This window comes from Methanobacteriaceae archaeon, from assembly GCA_029219465.1.
Lineage (GTDB): Archaea > Methanobacteriota > Methanobacteria > Methanobacteriales > Methanobacteriaceae > Methanocatella.
Genome location: JAQXTL010000008.1, coordinates 1 through 16,771 on the forward strand (window position 1 = coordinate 1; position 16,771 = coordinate 16,771).

Annotated in this window: 19 protein-coding genes; 13 read left to right on the top strand and 6 right to left on the bottom strand. The window is 30.0% G+C overall.

Features of this window, described 5'->3' with window-relative positions; all coding sequences use genetic code 11:
• Positions 1-345 precede the first annotated feature (345 nt).
• The 4 genes from PUD86_06045 (at position 346) to ftsY (ending at position 3,335) form a co-directional block, all read left to right on the top strand.
• Positions 346-906 (top strand): hypothetical protein, encoded by a 561-nt coding sequence (locus tag PUD86_06045; GenBank protein MDD6776835.1) that lies wholly within the window; start codon positions 346-348, stop codon positions 904-906.
• Positions 903-1,538 carry a hypothetical protein gene (locus PUD86_06050; GenBank protein ID MDD6776836.1) on the top strand — a complete coding sequence of 212 codons (636 nt, stop codon included), beginning with the start codon at positions 903-905 and terminating at the stop codon, positions 1,536-1,538. Before PUD86_06045 ends, PUD86_06050 begins: the two co-directional genes overlap by 4 nt.
• Positions 1,531-1,812 (top strand): hypothetical protein, encoded by a 282-nt coding sequence (locus PUD86_06055; GenBank protein ID MDD6776837.1) that lies wholly within the window; start codon positions 1,531-1,533, stop codon positions 1,810-1,812. Before PUD86_06050 ends, PUD86_06055 begins: the two co-directional genes overlap by 8 nt.
• A gap of 119 nt (positions 1,813-1,931) precedes the next feature.
• Positions 1,932-3,335 (top strand): signal recognition particle-docking protein FtsY, encoded by a 1,404-nt coding sequence (ftsY, locus tag PUD86_06060; protein MDD6776838.1) that lies wholly within the window; start codon positions 1,932-1,934, stop codon positions 3,333-3,335.
• A gap of 23 nt (positions 3,336-3,358) precedes the next feature.
• Here ftsY and PUD86_06065 read toward each other — a convergent pair whose 3' ends face one another.
• A complete protein-coding gene (locus tag PUD86_06065) occupies positions 3,359-3,736 on the bottom strand; it encodes a DUF4258 domain-containing protein (GenBank protein ID MDD6776839.1) in 378 nt (125 codons plus the stop codon).
• A 53-nt stretch (positions 3,737-3,789) separates the two neighbouring features.
• Here PUD86_06065 and PUD86_06070 point away from each other — a divergent pair, with 53 nt between their 5' ends.
• Positions 3,790-5,244, top strand: a complete 1,455-nt coding sequence (locus PUD86_06070) for a sodium-dependent transporter (GenBank protein ID MDD6776840.1) — start codon at positions 3,790-3,792, stop codon at positions 5,242-5,244.
• Between the two features lie 142 nt (positions 5,245-5,386).
• On the opposite strand, the gene PUD86_06075 is transcribed toward PUD86_06070, so the two are convergent.
• Both PUD86_06075 and PUD86_06080 read right to left on the bottom strand, forming a co-directional pair.
• Positions 5,387-5,611 carry a hypothetical protein gene (locus PUD86_06075; GenBank protein ID MDD6776841.1) on the bottom strand — a complete coding sequence of 75 codons (225 nt, stop codon included), beginning with the start codon at positions 5,609-5,611 and terminating at the stop codon, positions 5,387-5,389.
• A 43-nt stretch (positions 5,612-5,654) separates the two neighbouring features.
• Entirely contained in the window at positions 5,655-6,335 is a 681-nt protein-coding gene (locus PUD86_06080; protein MDD6776842.1) for a hypothetical protein, read from the bottom strand.
• 207 nt (positions 6,336-6,542) lie between these two features.
• Between PUD86_06080 and PUD86_06085 the strand changes: the two genes are divergently transcribed.
• From PUD86_06085 to PUD86_06105, 5 genes are all read left to right on the top strand, one after another.
• On the top strand, positions 6,543-6,974 hold the full coding sequence (locus PUD86_06085) for a hypothetical protein (protein ID MDD6776843.1): 432 nt from the start codon (positions 6,543-6,545) through the stop codon (positions 6,972-6,974).
• A gap of 31 nt (positions 6,975-7,005) precedes the next feature.
• Positions 7,006-7,437 carry a hypothetical protein gene (locus PUD86_06090; GenBank protein ID MDD6776844.1) on the top strand — a complete coding sequence of 144 codons (432 nt, stop codon included), beginning with the start codon at positions 7,006-7,008 and terminating at the stop codon, positions 7,435-7,437.
• Complete coding sequence (locus PUD86_06095; GenBank protein ID MDD6776845.1) at positions 7,434-7,613, top strand: MarR family transcriptional regulator; 180 nt, start codon at positions 7,434-7,436, stop codon at positions 7,611-7,613. Before PUD86_06090 ends, PUD86_06095 begins: the two co-directional genes overlap by 4 nt.
• A gap of 589 nt (positions 7,614-8,202) precedes the next feature.
• Positions 8,203-9,606, top strand: coding sequence for a hypothetical protein (locus PUD86_06100; protein ID MDD6776846.1), 1,404 nt, complete (start codon positions 8,203-8,205; stop codon positions 9,604-9,606).
• A gap of 7 nt (positions 9,607-9,613) precedes the next feature.
• Positions 9,614-11,494: a DUF2357 domain-containing protein gene (locus PUD86_06105; protein MDD6776847.1), complete on the top strand. Its 1,881-nt coding sequence runs from the start codon at positions 9,614-9,616 to the stop codon at positions 11,492-11,494.
• Between the two features lie 31 nt (positions 11,495-11,525).
• Here the strand turns inward: PUD86_06105 and PUD86_06110 are convergent, their stop codons facing one another.
• Positions 11,526-11,687, bottom strand: a complete 162-nt coding sequence (locus PUD86_06110) for a hypothetical protein (protein MDD6776848.1) — start codon at positions 11,685-11,687, stop codon at positions 11,526-11,528.
• A gap of 85 nt (positions 11,688-11,772) precedes the next feature.
• Between PUD86_06110 and PUD86_06115 the strand changes: the two genes are divergently transcribed.
• Genes PUD86_06115 through PUD86_06125 form a run of 3 tightly spaced genes read left to right on the top strand, consistent with a single transcriptional unit; the run spans position 11,773 to position 15,279 of the window.
• Positions 11,773-12,165 carry a (deoxy)nucleoside triphosphate pyrophosphohydrolase gene (locus PUD86_06115; GenBank protein ID MDD6776849.1) on the top strand — a complete coding sequence of 131 codons (393 nt, stop codon included), beginning with the start codon at positions 11,773-11,775 and terminating at the stop codon, positions 12,163-12,165.
• Between the two features lies 1 nt (position 12,166).
• Entirely contained in the window at positions 12,167-12,310 is a 144-nt protein-coding gene (locus PUD86_06120; protein ID MDD6776850.1) for a hypothetical protein, read from the top strand.
• A gap of 8 nt (positions 12,311-12,318) precedes the next feature.
• Positions 12,319-15,279 carry a DEAD/DEAH box helicase gene (locus PUD86_06125; GenBank protein MDD6776851.1) on the top strand — a complete coding sequence of 987 codons (2,961 nt, stop codon included), beginning with the start codon at positions 12,319-12,321 and terminating at the stop codon, positions 15,277-15,279.
• A gap of 205 nt (positions 15,280-15,484) precedes the next feature.
• Here PUD86_06125 and PUD86_06130 read toward each other — a convergent pair whose 3' ends face one another.
• Together PUD86_06130 and PUD86_06135 are read right to left on the bottom strand one after the other, a co-directional pair.
• Entirely contained in the window at positions 15,485-15,985 is a 501-nt protein-coding gene (locus tag PUD86_06130; GenBank protein ID MDD6776852.1) for a right-handed parallel beta-helix repeat-containing protein, read from the bottom strand.
• A gap of 179 nt (positions 15,986-16,164) precedes the next feature.
• On the bottom strand, positions 16,165-16,497 hold the full coding sequence (locus PUD86_06135; GenBank protein ID MDD6776853.1) for a hypothetical protein: 333 nt from the start codon (positions 16,495-16,497) through the stop codon (positions 16,165-16,167).
• Positions 16,498-16,771: the final 274 nt, after the last annotated feature.

Below are 16,771 nucleotides of genomic sequence, written 5' to 3' on the forward strand. Positions count from 1 at the left end.
GAATTCACAACAACAGGAATAAAAAACACAAACACTGAATTCAAACTATATACAATCGGACACAACCTAAAAAGAATATACAACGAAATAAACACAAAAAACAATTAAAATAAGAAAAAATTAAAAAAAATTAAAAAAAAAACAAAAATTCAACTAAAAATTTTGCGTCACATCCTCTTTTTTATTTTTAATTATTTTTTTTAAGGTTTGTTTTATTTTTTAATTTTTTATAAAATTTAGGCATACATAAATTTATATATTTAGTCATAGCTAAATAATACTACTTTTAATATATTTTTTTAAAAAGACAATTTTTAATAGCTAAACATTAGTGATGTGATATAAATGAAGAAAATTTACTTATTGGCACTGGTTTTCATGTTTGTTGTATCAGTTTCCTCAGTTTGTGCTGCTGACAACAATACAACTGATACTGGTGTTGAAATTAATAATACGGGTGTAGTTGACACGCCTACTTATAATTTTAAGTCTATTCAGGACGATATTGACAGTGGAAAGCAAAAAATTGATTTGACTGGTGATTACTTACGTGATAATCGTGATAAGGATATTGTGGTTAAGGGTAATGTTACTATTGACGGTCATGGTCATAAAATCGATGCACAAAATAAAGGTGGAATTTTCAAATTGGATCCAAAATCAAACCTTACATTGATTAACTTGACATTAATGAACGGTTTGTCTAATATAGGTTCAGCTATTGATGTTAAGGATTCCACAATAAATGCAAATAATGTAAAATTCGTTGGCAATGTTGCAACTTTAAATGGTGGTGCAATATATTTGCACGTAAACTCTAAAGGAAATTTAAATAATGTAGAATTTGAGTCAATGCCGCAAAAACTGCAGGAGGTTCAATATATTCTAACCAAAATGCTACATTGAATGTAAATAACACAGTATTTACTAAAAATTATGCGCCAGAACGTGGTGGGGCTATTTATGCTTATGAAAATCATATGGGCTTAAGTAATGTAACTATACGTGACAATGAGGCAAGAAGAGGTGCTGGAATTTATGCAATTGGTGATTTTATTTTAAACATTGATGATTCTGAGTTTATTGATAATCATGCAGTTGACGAAGCTGGAGCAATAGGATTATATCGTGGCTGTGGATGTGTTATGAACAATGTCACTCTTAAGGGTAATCAAGCAATATCTGGTGCTGGAATTTATGCTGAACGTAATTCTATTTTGAATGTCAGTGATGCTAAACTTATTTCTAATAAAAAATTAGGCACTACCCGTGAATGTATTTCAAATGGTGGTGCTATTCATTTAGGAGATAATTCTAAAGGATTTATAAGAAATGTGTCTTTTTGTGATAATTTTGCAACTTCAGGTTCTGCAATATATTCTGCTGCTAATTGCGTTTTGAATGTTAGTGATGCTAAATTCGTTAATAATCTTGTTGTAATTGGTGATCATACCTATGATTTGTATAAATGTTTAGGGACTGTTTATCTTGGTTCTAAATCAGAAGGCTATTTTAACAATGTATCTTTATATGTCTAACAAGGCTACCATGAGAGCTACTAAATCTGAATTTGAGTGTAATTGGGCAGATAAAGATGGTGGTGCTGTTTATGCAAATGACAGATGCATGTGCTTTGTAGATAATTCTTCTATCAGTTTTAATAAAGCAGCATCTGGACCTGAAGCATATATTGATAATAGCTCTTTTTTAAAGATTGATAATTGCATGCGTGAGGGAAATGGATCAATAGATGGTAACAATCTTAATTTATCTAATGGTTCTAAATGTTATTTGGATGGCAAATACTTTTAAGTAATGCTATTCAATTAACCATCTTTTTTTTATTTTTTACTCTTTTTTTAAATATTATGAAAAATATAAATATAAATAATTAAATTTTTAACTAGCTAATTTATAAGGTTGGGTTAATTTTGTTTGAATCATTAAAAAAGAAATTTTCACGTACAAGTGAAAAATTAGAAGAAGAATTAATAGAAGAAGGACAACAGGAAAACAATGTTAAAGAAGAATCTGGTAAAAGATTCTCTTTCTTCTCATTTGGTAAGAAAAAAGAAGAAAAAGTAGAGGAAGATGAATCCAATTTACTTCCTGAGGCAGAAGAAACTGTTGAAGAAGAAGTTTCTGTTGAAGAAGTTGAAGAAGAAATTCCTGAAGAAACTGGGGAAGCTGAAGAAGCTGAAGAGGAAGAAGTTAAGGAAGAAAAACCTAAAACAGGTTTGTTATCTAAGTTAAGGGGTTCTTCTAAAGATAAAGAGGAAGTAGAAGAAGCTAGTGAAGATGAGGAAGTTTCCGAGGAAGAAATCATTGAAGAAGCTGAAGAAGATGAGCCGGAAGAAAAACCTAAATCTGGTTTATTATCTAAATTAAGAGGTTCTTCTGATGATGAATCTGAAAAAGATGATATTTCTGCTGACGGTGAAGCTAAAGGTGGAATATTTTCCTTTGTTCGTGAAAAAACAATTCAGGAAAAACACGTTGAAGACATATTATTTGAACTTGAAATGGAACTTCTCCAGGGCGATGTAGCAATGGAAGTAGCAACTGAAGTTATAGAAAGCGTAAAAGAAAACCTTGTTGGTAAAAAAATCAAAAGAAGTAATGATATTACCGAATACACTTTCCTTGCACTTAAAAACGCAGTTTCAGACATTATCAGCATCCCTGGAAAATCCATGACTGAAATGATTGAAGCTAAAAAAGCTCAAGGAGAACCTTTAATTGTAATGTTTGTAGGTATTAACGGTACTGGTAAAACAACAACTATCGGTAAATTAGCTAATTACTACTCTAAAAAAGGCTATGTTCCTGTAATTGCTGCAGCCGATACATTCAGAGCAGGAGCTATTGAACAGGTAACCTACCACGCAGATAATGTAGGTGTTAAAATCATTAAGCACCAAAAAGGTTCAGACCCTGCAGCAGTTGCATTTGACGCAGTAGAACACGCACGTGCTCAAAATAAAGATTTGGTTTTAATAGATACTGCAGGAAGAATGCAAACCAACACTAACCTTATGGATGAGATGAAGAAAATTAGAAGAGTCTCCAAACCTGATTTGGTTGTATTTGTAGGTGATGCACTTACCGGTAACGATGCAACAGAACAAGCTAAAAAATTCAATGAAGCTATTGACATTGACGGTGTAATCTTAACTAAAGCAGACGCTGATAGTAAAGGTGGAGCATCTCTTTCAATTGGTTATGTAATTAAAAAACCGATCATGTTCCTTGGTATGGGTCAAGGATATGATGATATTAAAGAATACGACTCTGAATGGATGTTAAATCAACTTTTCAGTGAAGATGAAGAATAAGTGGTGTTTAGAGATTTATTCTCTTACCATTTTCTTTTTGAAATAGCTTTTAATCTCTTTTTTTCTATATTTTTTGTTTTATTTGATTGGTATTGTCTTTTTTGGCGATCAGTAACACTTTCATTATTTCTCATTATTGTTACAAGATCAATGGAATTGCCTTTAACAGACATTATTATTCTTATTTCGTCGTAAGTTTTATTTGCAGGAGCTTCATAGATTACAGCATAGCTATTGTTGTCTACACGTTCATATCTGATAGGTTCTTCGTCCATTAAACAGTCAACAACATATTCTCTTGAAATCCCGTTATCAGAAAGTCTTTTGTTGAAATGTCTGTTTTCAAAACACCAGTCAATAGTTGATGTTTCACCAATCATAAATTTATCAAATGCGTTCATTATTAAATTCTTTATGTAAAAGTTTATTATATATTTTTACAAAATGTATATGTATGGTCGAAAAATCGCAATGGAGCTCATCTATATCATTTATTTTTGCAATGATTGGAGCGGCAGTTGGTCTTGGTAATATCTGGCGTTTCAGTTATGTACTCTATTCTAACGGTGGGGGATCATTTTTCATTCCTTACCTCATTGCAATCGCGATTATGGGTGTTCCATTTTTAATTTTAGAATATGGTGTAGGATTTTCCTTTAAGGATTCCTTTTCGAATATTGTACGAAAGGTTAAGCCAGAGTTTGAGATTATTGCTTGGATTTTGGTTCTATTGGTATTTGTAGTTGTAATTTATTACATGGTAATTCTAGGTTGGGATTTAGTATACCTCCTTAGCAGTTTCACATTCAATTGGGGAACAGATACTGCGTCCTTTTTCGTTAACTCTGTTGGTGGAAGCTCTAACTTATCCAGTGCTAGCTTCTTGTTATTACCTACAACAGTCTGTGTGTTAATGTTATGGATTGTATTATGGTTTATTTCCCACAAAAACGTTGATGAAGGAATTGGTAAAGTATCCAAAGTTCTTATCCCTGCATTATTCGTAATCATGGGTATTATCATTGTTTACGCTTTAACTCTTCCTGGAGCAGGTATTGGAATTAATACATTACTCCATCCCAACTGGAATGCACTTACAGATGTAAATATATGGATTGCAGCATTTGCACAGATTATCTTCTCATTAAGTATGGGTCAGGCTATTGCTGTTACATATGCAAGTTACTTACCTGAAAACTCCAAATTAATCGATAATGTATTAATTGTTGTTTTTGCAAACTCTGCATTCGAAATCTGTACTGCATTTGGAGTATTTTCAATCTTAGGTTACATGTCATTTACAAACGGGTTACCAATTACTGAATTAATTACTGAAGGTACTGGTTTAGTATTTATTGTGTTCCCGATGATCTTTAACATGATGGGAATTGTTGGCCGCATATTAGCTCCAATGTTGTTCCTTGCGATTTTATTTGCAGGTATTACTTCTGCATTAGGATTCTTCGAGCCGATGTTAAGTTCAACAACTGTAAAATTAGGTTGGTCACGTAAAAAAACCGCTACAGTATTGTCAATTATCGGTTGTGCATTTTCACTCTTGCTTACAACCGGAATAAGCAGTTATATTGTAGGAGTTATCGATTCCTTTGTAAATGAATTCGGTATCTTACTATTAATCGGTGTGCAATGTATTATATTTGCATGGTTCTATGGTTTGGAACGCTTTATACCAATTTTAAACGAACGTTCTTCATTTAGTGTTGGTAAAACCTGGAATTTCGTAATTAAATACTTGCTTCCATGTGCTTTAATTGTAATGTGGGTAATCGGTATTATAAAATTGTTCTCAACTGCAGCACCGTTCGAGATAATTGTTGATTTAGTAATCATTATTGCGGTTTTAGTATCTGCTGTTGTGCTTACAAAAATTAAACCAAGTGAGGAATAATTTTTCTCACTTGAATACTTATTTTTTTATTTAATTATTTTATAGTTTTATAGATAATTCTATTAAATTATTAAAGCTATTTTTCATTTAATTGTTTTAATTTAATATTTTTAAGTTAAACTTTGTATATATCTACATCAACTTATTTAATTTCAAAGTTTGTGTACGCATCATAGCATGCAAACACATGATATGCAAGTGAAATTACATTTCCAAAAATATTGTTCAATAAAAAATAGCTAAATACATTTAAAAAAATCAAAACTGCTAAAAATATAATTCCTTTTTGTGTTTGTCCGTTTAAAAGCTGACCTAACCCTGGAATTATAAGAGAAGCACCAGCATTTATTATTTTATTATTAGTCATATAAATCACTTTAAAAAAATAATAAACTTGGAATAATCCAAGTCTAGAATCCTAAGAATGTTAAGGAATATATGAATACATCAGTAAATATGTGACTCATATATGGAACAAGCAAGTTTTTGGTTTTGAAATATCCGTAAAACTCAAAGATAGTTCCTAACCCTTGAATTAAAAGTCCCTGAAGGATAATTGAAGGAGTTGTAAAATCAGTATGAAGCAATCCAAAGAAAGCCATAACAATTGCCGCAGACAATACAAGAGATGCTTTACGATTTCCACTTAATTTTAAGGATAATCTCATTAAGAATAAAAATGGAATAAACTTGATTAATTCTTCACCCATAAGAGAAAATATAAGTCCAATCATACTCTGCAAGGTGACTGCTTCGTCTGTACCTGTAACTGGAGATTCTAAAACGAAACACATTACTGTTCCATAAATCATATACATTACAAATAAGCAAAATGCAAGCAATACGTCCTTTCTAGATGGTTTTCTAATAATTGCAGAAAAATCCCATTTAAGATAATACATTAATGGAATAAATGGAACTGCAAAAAATAAAATTCCTCCTATAATAGGGTCATTTGCAAATAAATATAGTAAAAAACTGATTAAAATACAAAAAAGCATTATTGCCCAGCCTATTTTAGGCACTCTTGGGTTGTGGTTAACAAAAGGAATTTCAAATTCCCTGTTTTCAAATTTAAAAAAATCACTCATTAATATCACATCAAAATTGATTTTATAATTTATAATTAGTTAAGTGGGCTTATATAGTTATCATGAGTTTTACAATGTTCTATTTTTTTTTTAGAAATTGCCGGATATTATTTAGCAATTTTGCATTTTATTGGGATAATTTAGGTAGTTTTATTTATATGGAGGTATATAATTTTAATCACAATAAACTAGAAGGGGGGAATTATTTTGAACAAAAAGCTATTAGGTATTTTACTTATTTTAGTTGCAGTAGTTGCTACCGGCTCTGTATTTGCAGCTCAAAGCATTGACGTTGACGGATACAAATTCAATCTTCCAAGCAACTTTGAAGAAGTACCAAGCCTTGCATGTGTAAATGAGAAAATGGAAAACGATGGAGTTACATATACAGCTAATTCCAAAGCATTCCAGGACAAAACTGATAATGACGAAGCAATAAACATTCTTGTTGCTAAGTATGATGGATTTAACGTGGATGATGAAATCTTATCTCAAAGCGGAACTCCTAAAACCATCAAAGGTATTAACGGATATTTCTCTGAAAATGAAACTATGGCTATGTTTACATATGCAAAAGACGGAAAAGCAATTATTATGACTGCTAGTGACGATGATTTATTTGAAGACTTCTTAATTTAAGTCTTCTTTTTTTCTTTTTTTTGGTGATAAAATGAGAAAAGCAATCATAATAATCATGGTTATACTTGGAACTTTTTTATTAATAGGTGCTGTAAGTGCACAGGAAGATACAAATATTAAAAAAGCTACTGTTAAAATATATGACTTTGAACCTGGCGTTTTATGGGCACCACGGGCTTTGCAGCTCAAAAACGGAGATGCAATTGCAGGATATGTTGAATACGATGGAAACGGGCAATTTCAAAAAGGAACTGGAGTAACAGCATGGTATGTAGGCTCTGGGCTTAACGGAGATATTGATCCTCACCACACAAAACTCATAAAAGCAAAATTCTTCTTTAAAAACAAAAAAGGAAAAGTAAAAACAAAAACAGTTCATGGAACTGGTGGGCATATTTCCACAAAACTAATAAAGGGTTACACCCCATATAAAGCTAAAGTAACTTATATGGTGATAAAATGAGTGACAAAGAAAAAGTAATTGAAGCATTTAGAAACTCCGAAGAACCACTTAACGCAAAAAAAGTAAGTGAAATTTCCGGTGTTGAGAAAAAAGAAGTAGATAAAATCATGAAAGAACTCAAAAAAGACGAAACCATCGTCTCACCAAAAAGATGTTATTGGACTCTTAACGAGTAGACAATAACTTTTTTTCTTTTTTTTAGTGTGCAATAAGTGTGTAATGTTGTACATAAAAGTGAACTATTATTTTTATTTAAGTGTGGAATAGGTGTGTAATGTTGTACATAAGTGTGAAGTATCTTTTTTTAGTGTGTAATTAATGTGGATTAAGTGTGTAATAGTGTATATATTTTGTAGCTATTTTTTAATTTGTGTGGAATAAGTGTGTAATATTGTACATAAAAGTGAACTATTTTTTTTAATTAGTGTGCTATTGGTGTGGATTAAGTGTGTAATGGTGTATCTATTTTGTAGTTATTTTTTAATTTGTGTGCTATGAGTGTGTAATGTTGTACATAAAAATGAACTATTAGTGAATTATTTTTTATAATTAAAAATAACTAATTTAAAGAAATATTTTGATTGTATTATACTATTCTTATTCTACAGCATATGTTTTTGGATATAATGGCTATTTTAATACAATATTTGTATTTGTTATGTATTTGATTGATTAATAGTCATTTTTTAATATGGGTTTATATATAAATTGTAGTAATTATTGAAAATTGATTTCATTTAAGAAATTTGATTTGAGTGGGTTTTTATGTCTGATTTAGAACAAAATTCTTTTTATAAATATTTAATTTCCAATGGATATTACTTTGATAAGCAATTAATTGAAAATTATTTATTGTCATTAAAAGTTAAGCCTTTTGAAATATTAACTGGGAATTCTGGAACTGGTAAAACTAAATTATCACAATTATTTGCTAAATTTTTGTGTGATAATAAACAAGAATTGGAAACTGTTTGCTCAACATCTGTTAAGGTTGGAAAATCTGATCAATCTGGAGGTTGGTCATTATCTAGAAAAGAAGTCACAGATTTTGTTCCGATTTTGGATGTTGAAAAAGATAAATTAAATATCTCTGTTGATGGTATTGAAAGTGATAATGCACGTTTCAATCTTAATACAAGAATTTTTTATGGTAATGATGATATTAAGAAATATCTTTCTAAATTAAGACGTGAAGACCCTAATCAAAGAGTGGATTTAAAAATTAAAATTAATAAGGAAAGTGATTCTAATTATCAAATAGTTCCAGTAGGTGCTAATTGGACAGATAATACAAACATTGTTGGCTATTATAATGTAATTACAGAAGAATATCAGTCAACTCCTGCTTTTGAACTAATTAAACAAGCTATTGATGACCCATCAAATCCATATTTCCTAATTTTAGATGAAATGAATTTATCTCATGTTGAGAGATATTTTGCTGACTTTTTATCTGCTATCGAAAGCGGAGAAGAAATACCTTTGTATGGTGGTGAGGACAAATTAAAACTTCCAGATAATCTTTTTATCATAGGTACTGTTAATGTGGATGAAACAACTTACATGTTTTCACCAAAAGTATTGGATAGGGCTAATACTATAGAATTCGATACATTATCTGCTTTTGATTATATGGAAAATAATCTGAATACTGATGATTTTAAAGGGGACGTTGGTTATTTACAATCCCCATTACTTGATAATGGTGTCTCAAAGTTAAATATTGTTGAATTAAAAGAAATTTTATCTACTATTTCATCTAATGGACGTAATTTATGGGATATATTGGCTGAAGAGTTAACTTTATTCCAAAATGCATTGAAAAACTCCAATTTAGAATTTGGATTTAGAGTTATTAATGAAATCTTAAGGTTCATGGTTGTATCATGGAGATATGAAAACTCTCCTGAAGAATGGAATAATTGGGAGAGATATTTTGATGCACAAATCAAACAGAAAATCCTTCCAAAGCTCCATGGATCTGAAAAAGCTATTGGTAGTGTATTAAAAGAACTGTTCAACTTATGTTTGGTTGATACAAACAATAATGAAGTTCCTAGAAACTTTGAGGTTACTGATGAAAATTCAAAATACATTACATCAGCTATAAAACTTCAAAATATGTCAAAAGTATTATCTGATCAAAGATATGTCTCATTTATTAATTAAGATTTAAATGATTGAACAAAAAGTAATTATTAACTTGACAGACGAGAATTCTAACAATCTCGGCACATTAACAGTTAGCTCAATTGATTGTAAAAACTGTAATGAATCCAGGGTTAGAATATCAAATTCCCTAGAACTAATCAACATTCCTGTTGTTGATAGTGCAGATAATTTAACTCCTATTCAGTATTGTCCAGATATTGGGGCTAATTTTGCTAATCTGATGTTTTTAGAAGAAACAGAATATCAGATATTGTTTGAATCTAGTGATGCCTGTGCAAGTTATGATGTTTTGTACTCATTGACAAAATTAAATGAAAATCATTTTAAACAATTTAGATTCTCATTAGGGGATAATACGACTTACAAAATTGCAGGAACACTAAATTTCAGAAGTTATGTTGGAAAATCATTTTTAGACATTAGAAAAAACAAAATTAACTCAATAAAGATTCCAATTGAAGTAAGATCTAAAAAAATGGATTATTTTAATCAGTATTCTTCAATGATAGCTGATTTGTCACAACATGCTTTAAGTTTAATTTTTGAAGTTAATTCTCCACTCTATCAAGAATTTGAGCTAGATTCAAAAGAGAAAAAAACTTATTATGAAGATTTTATGTTTTTAGAATATTTATTTAGAAATGTAAATCTACCTTCAATTTTTGAATATCTATCTAAAAATATTCACTCACAACTAAGAAATCGTACTGAACAAGTTCCGTTGTCCTTAGCATCTAATTTTAATCAGAATTCTTTAAAAAATATTGTTTCAAAGCCAAATAATCTGTATAAATCTGATGCAGACTTTGAAATTGTTCATAAATTAAAAGGACATATTCCTCAAATGATTGAACAGACAAAACATGATGATACTATTGATATTCCTGAAAATAGATTTGTAAAATACTTTTTTGAATCTATTCGTGATTTAATTGAAAAATTGCTTTTAAGTTCAGATGAAGGATATATTAAAGATAAGCTATTGTTTTTTAGTAATGAAATTGAGTATTATTTGTCTTCCAACTTTTTCAAGCAGATTTCTCCAATGGATTATGTTCCATTCAACTCACAAATCTTGCAAAAAAAGGAAGGTTATCGTGAAATCTTTAAATACTTCTTAATGATGGAATTTTCATTCAGATTAAGTTGGGATGAAATTAATAATCAATTTAAGGGCTTTGAGAAAAAATTATCTGAACTATATGAATATTGGTGCTATTTCAGATTACTAAAAGTTTTAAATGACCTAAGCATTACAAAAGTTGATTTTGATGATGTATTTAAAGTTAAAAAAGACAATTGGTCAGTTAGCATTAAAAAAGGAGAAAATTCAGTTAAAAAATTCAAATTTATTTTATATGATAATGAAATTGAAGTTGAGTTATTCTATAATCTAAGATTTTCTAAAAATTCAAAGTATGAATCCTATTCTTTAGCATTCAAACCTGATTATACATTACTTGTTAAAATTGGAGAGCATATTAATTACATACATTTTGATGCTAAATATCGCTCTGAATTAGAAATAGCTGATTATTATAATGTATTTGGAAAATCTGATAAAAAGTTAAATGAAGAAATTGGCAAAAGGGATTCACTTGAAGAAAAAGAAAGTGTCTTTAAAGATGGTGACATCTATAAAATGCACACATATAAGGATTCTATATTAAAAACTGAAGGTGCTTATGTTTTATATCCTGGAAATAAAACCGAACAATTCTTTGAATCTGATATGATTATTCCTTCTGTTGGAGCATTTTCTCTAACTCCTGGAAATGATGGTGTGGATGAAAATAATCTGGAAAACTTCATTCGAGAAGTCTTAAAGACCTTATTATTTAAGCATGGTTTAATTAATTTGAATTGGAAATCTTTGGATAAATAAGATTAATGAAAAAAGAATTCAACATCTTTTCTCATTTAAATAACAAAAACTGAGCCACAAACATAACCACAATCAATACAAAAGCTATTCTTACTTTTTCCTGATTTTCAGCATTCCTATTAACATATAATAAAATACCGATTATTACTATAAAAACAAGAAGCATGATACGTAATATTGCTATTAAATCCATTTTATCACCATTTTTTATTTTTATATTTTATTTTTAATAACTTTTAGCGTAATTTATATTATGTAAGCTGCGTAATATATTTATCATGAAAACACTCAATGTCGTTGCAGCTATTATTAAAAAGGATAATCGTATTTTAGCCACTAAAAGAGGTTATGGCGAGTTTATTAATATGTGGGAGTTTCCTGGCGGAAAAATCGAAGAAAATGAATCTAAAAAAGATGCACTAATAAGGGAAATCAAAGAGGAACTTGATTGTCTAATTAAACCCACTGAATTTGCTTTGGATGTTGAATATCAGTATCCTACTTTTTATCTTAAGATGAGCTGTTTTTGGGCAGTTATTGAAAGCGGAACTCCTAAGCTTTTAGAACACAATGATGCTAAATGGCTATCTAAAAGTGAACTGGATAGTGTGGAGTGGATTGAGGCAGATATTCAAATTATTGATTATTTAAAAGAGAATATGGAGGATTAGTATGAACAGATTAGAACTTGCAAAAGCAAAAAAAGAAGAATTGGAAGCTAAACTTGAAAAGGTTAGAGGATCTCCAAGAGAAGAAGAGTTCCAGCTTCAAGTGGACAAGTTAAATGCTTTAATCAAACATCTTGAAAATGAGTAGGATTTAAAATGAATGTGGATGAAATCTTAAATGGGGCTAAAACGGCTTTTATTGATGAAACTCTAGATTCCAGTTTGGATTTTAGACCAAAATTACTTTATAATGACAAAGAAACCAAAATCATCAATTCTATTCGTGATGAGCTTCAAAACTGCGATGAGTTTATTATCTCTTCAGCTTTTATTACGCAAAGTGGTATTACTCCGCTTTTAGAGGTATTTAGAACTCTTGAGTGCAAAAACATTAAAGGTAAGATTTTAACCACAGACTACTTGACATTTACAGAACCTAAGGCTTTAAGAAGACTCAATGAGTTTGAAAACATTGAAGTCAAGCTTTATTTTAATCAAAAGGAAGGTTTTCACACTAAAGGATATCTTTTTAAAAAAGACAATGTCTATAAAGGGATTGTTGGAAGCTCTAACTTAACAATGAATGCTTTATCTGTTAATAAAGAGTGGAATGTTGAGTTTACATGCCTTGGCGAAGGTGAAATGCTTAGCCAAATCAAAAAGGAATTTTCAACATTGTGGGATGAAGCTGATGAGCTTGAAGAAGTTTTATCAGAATATGAAAAACTCTACAATGACAACAAACAGTTTAGTAATCTAAGAAAAGTAACAAGTGAAATTAAAAAGAAAAACATTACTTTATCTCCCAACATTATGCAGGAGCAGTTTATTGAGAATTTAAGAAATTTAATTAAACAGGGAGAAAAGAAAGCTATTTTAGTATCTGCTACTGGTACTGGTAAAACATATGCGTCTGCTTTTGCAGTTAGTGATTTTAAACCTAAAAGATTTCTGTTTTTAGTTCACAGAGAACAAATCGCAAAACAGTCAATTGATGCTTACAAGCATGTTTTTAAAGACCATGAAAAATTTGGTTTACTTTCAGGTAATTCCAAGGACTATGATGCGGATTACTTATTTTCAACCATACAAACCATGTCCAAGGAGGATGTGTTTAAAAGGTATGATAAAAATCATTTTGACTATATCATTATTGATGAGGTTCACAAAGCAGGTGCTTTGAGCTATCAAAAGATTTTCCAGTACTTTGAGCCGGAATTTTTACTTGGTATGACTGCTTCACCTCAGCGTAGTGACGGTGTTAATATCTATGAGCTATTTGACAATAATATTGCTCATGAAATCAGACTCCAGGAAGCATTGGAAGAAGATTTGCTTTGTCCTTTCCATTACTTTGGAATCAGTGATGTTGAATTTGAAAACGGCGAGATTGATGATTCATTTAGTGATTTTAATCTGCTTGCATCGGATAGGCGTGTGGAGTATCTTTTGGAAAAATCAGAGTTTTACGGATACTCTGGAAACAGAAGAAAAGCACTTGTATTTTGCTCAAGAAAAAAAGAAGCAGAATTACTTTCAAAAGAATTTAATAAAAGAGGATACAAATCTGTTGTTTTAAGTGGTGATGATTCACAGGATAAAAGACTTGATGCAATTGACAGATTAACCAATGATGAAAATCCCGATAAACTTGAATTTATTTTTACTGTAGATATTTTCAATGAGGGTGTTGATATTCCTGAAATCAATCAGGTGCTTTTGGTAAGACCAACTGAGTCCCCAATTATTTTCATCCAGCAGCTTGGAAGAGGTCTTAGGAAATACAAAAACAAGGAATATGTTGTTATAATTGACTTTATCGGCAACTACAAGAACAATTTCATGATTCCTATTGCACTTTCAGGAGACAGATCCTATGATAAGGACAGGATTCGTAAGTATCTTATGGAAGGAAATAAAATCATTCCTGGTGCTTCTTCAATTAACTTTGATGAGATTTCACAAAAAAGGATATATGAATCAATTAACAACTCTTCATTTTCAAAAATAAACATATTTAAAGAAAAGTACAACAATTTAAAATACAAGTTAGGACGTATTCCTTCATTATATGACTTCGCAATTAACGCAGAATTCAATCCTGAAATTATCCTAAATCACTCAAAATTTGATACTTATCATAATTTCGTAGAATATGTTGATAAAGACTACAAAAGCATTCTAAGCGCAGATGAAATCTGCTCTTTAAAATTCATATCCAAAAAACTAATAAAAGCAATAAGGCCACATGAGCTGGTTATATTAAGTTGTCTTAAATACAATGGATATTTCACTGTTAGTCAGGTTGAAAAATACCTAAAAGAAAAATATGGTCTTGAAAATCAGTTTGACTCAATAAAAAATGCTATTAACTACCTTAGTATGAATTTCTATAGAAAAGAGACAAGTGATGACTATCAGGCAAATACAGTTACCAGTTTTGTCTCAAAACAGGAAATTGATTATGAGAATTTGTTCTTTAAGTTCGATAAAGATATTTACAATGATTTAAAAGATAATTGTGATTATAAATTCACTATATCAGATTATTTCAAAGGATGCCTTTCCAATAATGTTTATCTGGCTCATTTTGAAGATGCAATCAGATATGCATTTTTCAAATACTCTACTGTTTATCAGGATAAAAATCCGTTTAAACTGTATGAAAAATACTCAAGAGAAGATGTATTAAGACTATTAAACTGGGAAAGATTTATGAATGCTCAAAATGTAGGTGGATATAAGGTTAAATACAATACATGTCCTATTTTTGTAACCTACAATAAAAAAGAAGACATTTCACAAACAATCAATTACGAAGATCAGTTTATATCAAAACAGCTGTTTAGCTGGATGAGTAGAAACAACAGAAAAGTTTCAAGTTCTGAGCTAGAACCTATTGTTAACTACATAGATTTGGATATTAAGCTATTTATTCAAAAAAATAATGATGAGGGAATTGAATTTTATTACATTGGAAGTGTAACTCCACTTTCTCACGAACAACTATATCGTGAAATTGGCGGTAAAAAACAGCCTATTGTTAATTTCAAGTTTAAAATTGATAGTGAAGTTAAAGATGAGCTTTACAGCTATTTTGTTAATGTTGATTTATAAAAAAAGAAAAAAATAAAGAATTAAATCTTTATTATAACCTTACATGATTGGAATCTCTGTGTTCTACATCCAATCCGAAGTATTTGTGTTCGTAAAGTGCATTTTTCCAGTCAGGATTATTGGTTCCATAATAGTTGTTACTTATTTTATCAAAGTGTCCGTAGTTGTAGATGATTGAACCTTCACCATCTTTATCAACAGTATTTCATTTAAAGCTATTATTTTTTATAACAACGTATGCAGAGGTATCATCTATATTGATTGCTCCTCCTTTGTTGTATGCTTCGTTATCAATAAATTTTGAGTTTTCAATAACTGATAATCCTTTATTGTTTATGTGTATTGCTCCTCCACGCTGTGAAGCATGGTTTTCTTTAAAAGTGGAGTTTTTACAGTTAATACTTGCACAGTAAATTGCTCCTCCTTCACTTAGAAAAATTGTTGCACCAGTTGCTTTATTTAGGGTAAAAGTGGAATTTTCAACATTTACATGTCCTTTTGCACATATTGCTCCACCATCTTCTTTTGAATAATGGTGAGTGAAAAGAGAGTTTTTTATGTTTAAATTTCCTTTAGTATAAATTGCTCCTCCATTGTCTTCACGAGCTTCGTTTTGTATGAATTTTGTGTTTATAATTTCACAACTTCCTTTACCTGCAATGTAGATTGCTCCTCCATAATTTTTTGCTTCATTATGGATGAACATACAGTCCTTACAAACTAATTCTCCTTCAGTATAAACTCCTCCTCCTTTGGTACCTTCGTTACCTGAAATCTTTACATTTATGAGGTTACATTTACTCTTGGAGTTAATATGAAGTGCTCCACCTTCACCGTATTTACCATTTATTAAAATTAAATTTTTTAAAGTAATGTTTTTCCCGTTTATTTCGAAATGCCTCTCTGATTTCCGTCAATTGTGTGGCATTGTCCGTCAATAACAAGATTGTCATGGTTAATTGTTATTTTAGGGGTCTTTTCAAAACCATTATAATCATCATAATGTATTAAATCATGTGTAAGTTTGATGGTATCTCCGTTTTTACTTGTTTCAATAGCTTGTTTTAAGTCTTCGTATGTTTTGTAAGTACAATCGGATTTTTCTATTGCTTTTATGGGTGTTTGATCTTTTACTAGTGTGGTGTTGTCTGCTGCTGATGCAACAGATAGTGATAATAAGAATATTATTAAACTAATTATGATAATTTTTGTTTTCATTTATATTTGGTCTCCAGTATCATTATGACTCTTTCAAAAACTTTGTTGATTTGAAATTTTTTGATGAAAATTGGTTTGGAATTTTTTTATTTTGTCTAAAAATAGTTAAATTTAATAAATAAGTGGAGTAAAAGTTTTTATCATGCTAAATCAAAAAACAAATACTCCAAATAGTATTTTAGATGTTGAACAATATATATTTTGCGATTCCAATGATGGATTAGTGCTTTTCGACCCTCGTTTTGTGAAAATTTTTAAATCCTGTCAAAAGGCT

What these genes read in the sequence shown, in the direction of transcription:
- PUD86_06045 (MDD6776835.1), top strand. Translation starts at nt 346, where the DNA reads ATGAAGAAAATTTACTTATTGGCACTGGTTTTCATGTTTGTTGTATCA.
- PUD86_06055 (MDD6776837.1), top strand. Translation starts at nt 1,531, where the DNA reads ATGTCTAACAAGGCTACCATGAGAGCTACTAAATCTGAATTTGAGTGT.
- PUD86_06065 (MDD6776839.1), bottom strand. Translation starts at nt 3,736, where the DNA reads ATGAACGCATTTGATAAATTTATGATTGGTGAAACATCAACTATTGAC.
- PUD86_06070 (MDD6776840.1), top strand. Translation starts at nt 3,790, where the DNA reads ATGGTCGAAAAATCGCAATGGAGCTCATCTATATCATTTATTTTTGCA.
- PUD86_06075 (MDD6776841.1), bottom strand. Translation starts at nt 5,611, where the DNA reads ATGACTAATAATAAAATAATAAATGCTGGTGCTTCTCTTATAATTCCA.
- PUD86_06080 (MDD6776842.1), bottom strand. Translation starts at nt 6,335, where the DNA reads ATGAGTGATTTTTTTAAATTTGAAAACAGGGAATTTGAAATTCCTTTT.
- PUD86_06090 (MDD6776844.1), top strand. Translation starts at nt 7,006, where the DNA reads ATGAGAAAAGCAATCATAATAATCATGGTTATACTTGGAACTTTTTTA.
- PUD86_06095 (MDD6776845.1), top strand. Translation starts at nt 7,434, where the DNA reads ATGAGTGACAAAGAAAAAGTAATTGAAGCATTTAGAAACTCCGAAGAA.
- PUD86_06100 (MDD6776846.1), top strand. Translation starts at nt 8,203, where the DNA reads ATGTCTGATTTAGAACAAAATTCTTTTTATAAATATTTAATTTCCAAT.
- PUD86_06105 (MDD6776847.1), top strand. Translation starts at nt 9,614, where the DNA reads ATGATTGAACAAAAAGTAATTATTAACTTGACAGACGAGAATTCTAAC.
- PUD86_06110 (MDD6776848.1), bottom strand. Translation starts at nt 11,687, where the DNA reads ATGGATTTAATAGCAATATTACGTATCATGCTTCTTGTTTTTATAGTA.
- PUD86_06115 (MDD6776849.1), top strand. Translation starts at nt 11,773, where the DNA reads ATGAAAACACTCAATGTCGTTGCAGCTATTATTAAAAAGGATAATCGT.
- PUD86_06120 (MDD6776850.1), top strand. Translation starts at nt 12,167, where the DNA reads ATGAACAGATTAGAACTTGCAAAAGCAAAAAAAGAAGAATTGGAAGCT.
- PUD86_06125 (MDD6776851.1), top strand. Translation starts at nt 12,319, where the DNA reads ATGAATGTGGATGAAATCTTAAATGGGGCTAAAACGGCTTTTATTGAT.
- PUD86_06130 (MDD6776852.1), bottom strand. Translation starts at nt 15,985, where the DNA reads ATGTTCATCCATAATGAAGCAAAAAATTATGGAGGAGCAATCTACATT.
- PUD86_06135 (MDD6776853.1), bottom strand. Translation starts at nt 16,497, where the DNA reads ATGAAAACAAAAATTATCATAATTAGTTTAATAATATTCTTATTATCA.